We start from the raw sequence: 5,033 nt of genomic DNA, 5'->3' as shown, positions 1-5,033 counted from the left end.
TACCGGCGTCGACATCGAACGATCCCGCCGACGGGGCGACCCGGTTCCGTCCGCGCCGGGAGGGCTCGGCGCGGCCCTGCGACGGGCTCGTCGAACCGGGAGAGGACGCTGCATCATGCGACGGGCCGCGGCGGTGGGATGAACGACGTTTCGCCATAGACGATAGGTTCGCACCTATGGCACAGCGACCACCAAAAGACCTTCACGTCAACGCACCGCACCGCGCCGATGACTCCCGGTACGACACGATGGAGTACCGCCGTAGCGGCAGGACCGGCTTGCAGCTTCCGGCGGTCTCGCTTGGACTGTGGCAGAACTTCGGCGACGAGACGCCGCTGGCGATGCAGCGCGAGATTATCAGGACGGCGTTCGACCACGGAATCACGCACATCGATCTCGCCAACAACTATGGACCGCCCCCGGGGTCGGCGGAAAAGAACTTCGGGCGGATATTCGCGGAGGACCTGAAGCCATACCGGGACGAGCTCATCATCTCCACGAAGGCCGGCTACGACATGTGGCCGGGGCCGTACGGCGAGTGGGGCTCGCGCAAGTATCTGCTCGCCAGCCTCGACGCGTCGCTCGAGCGCATGGGCCTGGACTACGTGGACATCTTCTACTCGCACCGCTTCGACCCGGACACACCGTTGGAAGAGACGATGGGCGCGCTCGACACAGCCGTGCGTTCGGGCCGGGCACTGTACGCCGGCATCTCGTCGTACTCGGCCGAGAGGACCCGGGAGGCAGTGCGGATCATGGCCGACCTGGGCACGCCGATCGCGATCCATCAGCCGTCGTACTCGATGTTCAACCGCTGGATCGAGGACGATCTGCTCGACGCGGTGGGGGAGCACGGCATCGGGGTGATCGCGTTCTCGCCGCTTGCTCAGGGACTGCTGACCGGCAAGTACCTCGACGGAATACCGAGCGATGCTCGCGCGGCGCGGCCGGGCTCGTTCGACCCGTCATTGATCACGGACGACGCGCTGGCCCGGCTGCGATCGCTGAACGAGATCGCGGCGGGGCGTGGGCAGTCCCTGGCGCAGCTGGCGCTGAGCTGGGTGCTGCGAGACAGCCGGGTCACGTCGGTGCTGATCGGCGCACGTACGGTCGATCAGCTTCTGGACAACGTGGGCATTCTGGACCGGCCGGCTCTGACCGACGACGAACTGGCCACCATCGACCAGTACGCTGTCGATGCCGGCTTGAACCTGTGGGCGAAATCGAGCAAGAGCTGATCCGCGGCGGCGGTGCCACAGCCGCGAAACCGCCGCTCGTAGGGTGGTTCCGCACATAGGGTGGAGGCAGAGGTCGCGCGGGAAATGGGGCGCTGGTGAAGCGAGCGGGGCATCCGCCGGGATGCGGGGCCACGTGAGTCAGGCGGCTCCCATTCCACGCGACCTAGTCGGGTGTGGCAGTGGAGGGCAAGCCCGGAGCGGACGTGAAGGGCTTCAGGTCGATGGGTAACGGTGACGACATGACGGACCATTCGCACCGAGGGGTGCGCGGCTCGGCGGTGTGGGACCAGGTCGGCAGCATCCTGGCCGGTCGCACTGCGGCCCTGGGCAAAACCGGGCTCGACGTCATCGACGTGGGCGGTGGCAGCGGTATCTTCGCGGTACCGCTGGCCGCCGACGGTCACCGGGTGACGGTGGTGGACCCGAGTCCGAACGCGCTCGCCACGTTGCGGCAACGGGCCAGCGAAGCGGGCGTCACCGACATGATCAGCGCCGTACAGGGCGACGCCGCCGGCCTGGGCTCGCTGGTGGGGAAAGAGTCGGCCGACCTTGTGTTGTGCCACGGAGTTCTCGAGGTGGTGGACGAGCCGTCCTCGGCACTGAACGGGATCGCCTCATGTCTGCGGGCGGACGCCCTGGTCAGCATTGTAACTGCTCAGCGCAACGCGGCGGTGATGGGCAAGGCCGTCGCGGGGCATCTCCTCGAGGCCCGCAGGCTGCTGGAGGACCCCGACGGGCGGTGGGGGGCATCGGATCCGCTTCCGAGGAGGTTCCGGGAGCCGGAACTGAGGTCAGTGCTGGCGGATGCCGGGTTTGAGGTCGAGGAGGTCCACGGCGTCCGGATCTTCACGGATCTGGTACCCGGGCCGCTGGTGGACGAACCCGCCGACGTGAGGGCGCTGGCGGCTCTCGAAGCAGCAGCCGAAGCGGTACCGGAGATGCGGGCCCTGGCCGCCGTGCTGCACGTGATCGCCTCCCGCCGATGACGGCGGAACTGATGTCCAGACTGGACCTCGGGCGTGGGATCGGGCCGTTGCCGCAGTCCAGAGTGTGCCAATGGTCCCGATTTTCGTGGACTCTTCTCAGTCTCTCTCTGACCCCGGCTTTTCCCGAGCGCCCGAGACGCATATGCTGGAGGGTACAGCAGGAAAGGCCCCTGATAGTCCGCGTTCGTTGGAGGGAAAACGGTGCCTCTCTCCGATCATGAGCAGCGGCTGCTCGAGCAGATGGAGCAGGCGCTCCAGGCCGAGGATCCGAAGTTCGCTACCGCGATGCGCGGTGCAGACATACGACGGCGCTATGTGCGTCGGACCGTGTGGGCTGGGATCTTATTCGTCCTGGGCGTTGTGCTGTTGATGGCGGGCGCGCTGACGGTGAGCACAAGCGGCAACCAAATGCTCGTCCTACCGGTCGCCGGCTTCGTGGTCATGCTCGGTTCAGCATGGCTTGGAGTCACATCTTGGCGCCGGGCGCCGGAGGCGTCGGATGACTCTGAGGTTCCCAACATCAGTCCCGGATCGCCGCGTCGTCAGCGGCGTGCGGGACGGTCAAAGGGGCCGAAGGGCCAGAGCCATGGTTCCTTCATGCAGCGGATGGAGGAACGTTGGCGCAACCGACGTGAGCGCGGTTTCGGCAACTGACTGTTCCACCTGAACATCGTTCGACCGAACGCTGGCCGGCAGATGACCTCGCCTCGGGCTGGTCGTATCACGCGTCCGTAGTGGTCGGCGGGAGCACAAATGATGGCCTAGGTCGTCGATCTGAACGCCTGGGCGAGAGGCCCGCAATCTAACCTTGGGCGGGCCGCGTCGAAGCGCCGTCGATGACACATCCCGTGGCGGATGACACGTTCTGTGTCGCGTTGGGCTCCGAATCACGCTGTTGGCGACACAGATTGTGCGATCGGAGACGAAACGTGTCATCCGAGACCGCAGCCGTCTGCTTCGGTGAGTATTGATCCAGCGCTGTACTGTCGACCACCGCCGGCTTGTGCCCCGTCATCCGTATACGACGGGGCCACAAGGCGACGGGAATGGACAGGGAGCTAGCGGCGTAGCGTGGACCGTGCTGTGCGGTCGAAGAACGCACGAGTCCGTGCTCCCGCCGAGTCCAACCGGTCGAGGCCGTTCGACGCCTTCCGGGTGAACGAATCCCACGCATCGCGTAGTGATGTCGGCCAGAGGAACGCTCGTGCACGTCGCCGCATGGGCCGCGAGCGCATGATGATCCGGCAGAGCATCGCCGTGTCCGCACGCAGTTCCGGCGCCGGCTCGCTCGTCCGGGCATAACGGGCACGCTCGGTGACGGCGATCAGGTGCTCGACCAGTTCCTTGCCTTCTCCCCACAAGCCGGCACCGGCGATGACCGAACGGCCGGCAGAACGGGGAGTGGCCGCCTCATCCCAGGCCAGCCCGGCATCGCGGACCGTCTCGCTGAAGTCTGTCCACGCAGCCGCCGCTACCGCGGTCGAGGTATCGCCGGCGCGATGCCACCGCCGCGAGCGGCGCAGCCGCGCCAATCCGGAAGGAATCCACGCGAGCGCCGCGACGCCGGCAGCGACGGCGACGACCACCCAGGGCCACCGCGTGGGGGTACCCGACGTGGGGCCGGCACCGCCGTCGAAGGTGTCATCGTCCACCTGCCTCCCAGCGTCTTGGTCGGGAGCGACGGTACTGGTGGAGTCCGGGGAGGGGGCATTGTCGACCGGAGTGCTCTCGGTCGGCTGGACCGTCCACGACGGCGCGCTTCCGGTCCGTCCGGCCGGTGTGGGCTCGAACCTGACCCAGCCGACCCCTTCGAAGTAGAGCTCAGGCCAGGCATGCGCGTCGTGTGCGCGGACCAGCCACGTGTTCTCGCCCTCGTACGTGCCCGGAGTGAACCCGACCGCCACCCGTGCGGGGATGTCGAGATGGCGAGCCATGATCGCCATCGTGGCGGCGAACTGCTCGCAGTAACCCGTCCGGTCGTTGAGGAAGTCTGCCACGGCTCCGGCGGAAGTACCCGGCTGCGCCGTGATGTCATAGGTGAACTCCGGGCCGCGGAACCACTCCTGCAGCGCGGCCGCCCTGCCGAAGTCGGTCTCCGCATCGCTGGTGACCTGCTCGGCCAGGTCGGTGACAAGGTCGGGCAGGTCACCGGGCAGCTCGGTCGCATCCGAGACGTCGGAGTCGTGGTCGCCTGCCTCGCGCAGGGTGTCCGCTTCGGTTGAGATGACGAGGCTGGCAGCGGTGTACTCGGTGCCCAGGACGTCGTCGTCGGTGGAGACCACGTCGAGTGTGTCGTCGTCGTACCGCCAGTCACCCTCGATCTCGATCTGCTGCGCGGGGTAGGCGAGGGGCAGCCAGCGGGAGCTGTAGTTGTCGGTGATCTCGAACTCGAAATCCACCTGCAGTGGGTCGTCGAGATCCATGCCGGGCGGGTCGGGAAGACCGTCGTTGACCCGTTGTGACTCCGGCACCGGCCGATCCGAGGTCTGCCAGACGTCGCCATCGAACGAGTCGAGTGTCACGGTCCGGATGTAGTGCGGTGCGTCGTCCGAGGCGGAGTATCGCAGCACGTCGACGTTGTCCGGGCGGTTGAGATTGCGCTGCAGGTCGAGGATCGGGTTGTCGGTGCGGATGGTCCGGCCGTCGCCTCCGCCGCCGCCTCCGCCACGGCCTTCGACGAAGCCGTCGGTGAGCGCCGGCACCATGGCCGGCACTGTGACCGCTGCGATCAGTGCGAACGCGCCGACTCGTCTGCCGTTGCGGGCCAATGCGTCGACGCCGGGGATGTCGGCGACCCCGGACCTGCCGG

4 protein-coding genes are annotated in these 5,033 nt (G+C 67.3%); 3 read left to right on the top strand and 1 reads right to left on the bottom strand.

All coding sequences use genetic code 11. The features are described from left to right. Positions 1-176 precede the first annotated feature (176 nt). The 3 genes from mgrA (at position 177) to ELR45_RS03095 (ending at position 2,878) form a co-directional block, all read left to right on the top strand. On the top strand, positions 177-1,238 hold the full coding sequence (gene mgrA, locus ELR45_RS03105) for an L-glyceraldehyde 3-phosphate reductase (RefSeq protein WP_129663288.1): 1,062 nt from the start codon (positions 177-179) through the stop codon (positions 1,236-1,238). 239 nt (positions 1,239-1,477) lie between these two features. Then, positions 1,478-2,224, top strand: coding sequence for a methyltransferase domain-containing protein (locus tag ELR45_RS03100; protein WP_129663286.1), 747 nt, complete (start codon positions 1,478-1,480; stop codon positions 2,222-2,224). 201 nt (positions 2,225-2,425) lie between these two features. Next, a complete protein-coding gene (locus ELR45_RS03095) occupies positions 2,426-2,878 on the top strand; it encodes a DUF3040 domain-containing protein (RefSeq protein ID WP_129663284.1) in 453 nt (150 codons plus the stop codon). A 404-nt stretch (positions 2,879-3,282) separates the two neighbouring features. Here ELR45_RS03095 and ELR45_RS03090 read toward each other — a convergent pair. Beyond that, on the bottom strand, positions 3,283-5,033 hold a 1,751-nt coding region (locus ELR45_RS03090; protein ID WP_165367427.1), incomplete at its 5' end, for a transglutaminase TgpA family protein.

It is taken from the genome of Phytoactinopolyspora endophytica, from assembly GCF_004138495.1.
Taxonomy (GTDB): domain Bacteria; phylum Actinomycetota; class Actinomycetes; order Jiangellales; family Jiangellaceae; genus Phytoactinopolyspora; species Phytoactinopolyspora endophytica.
Note: the sequence above shows the minus strand (reverse complement) of the source record. Positions and strands in the feature narration are given on the sequence as shown.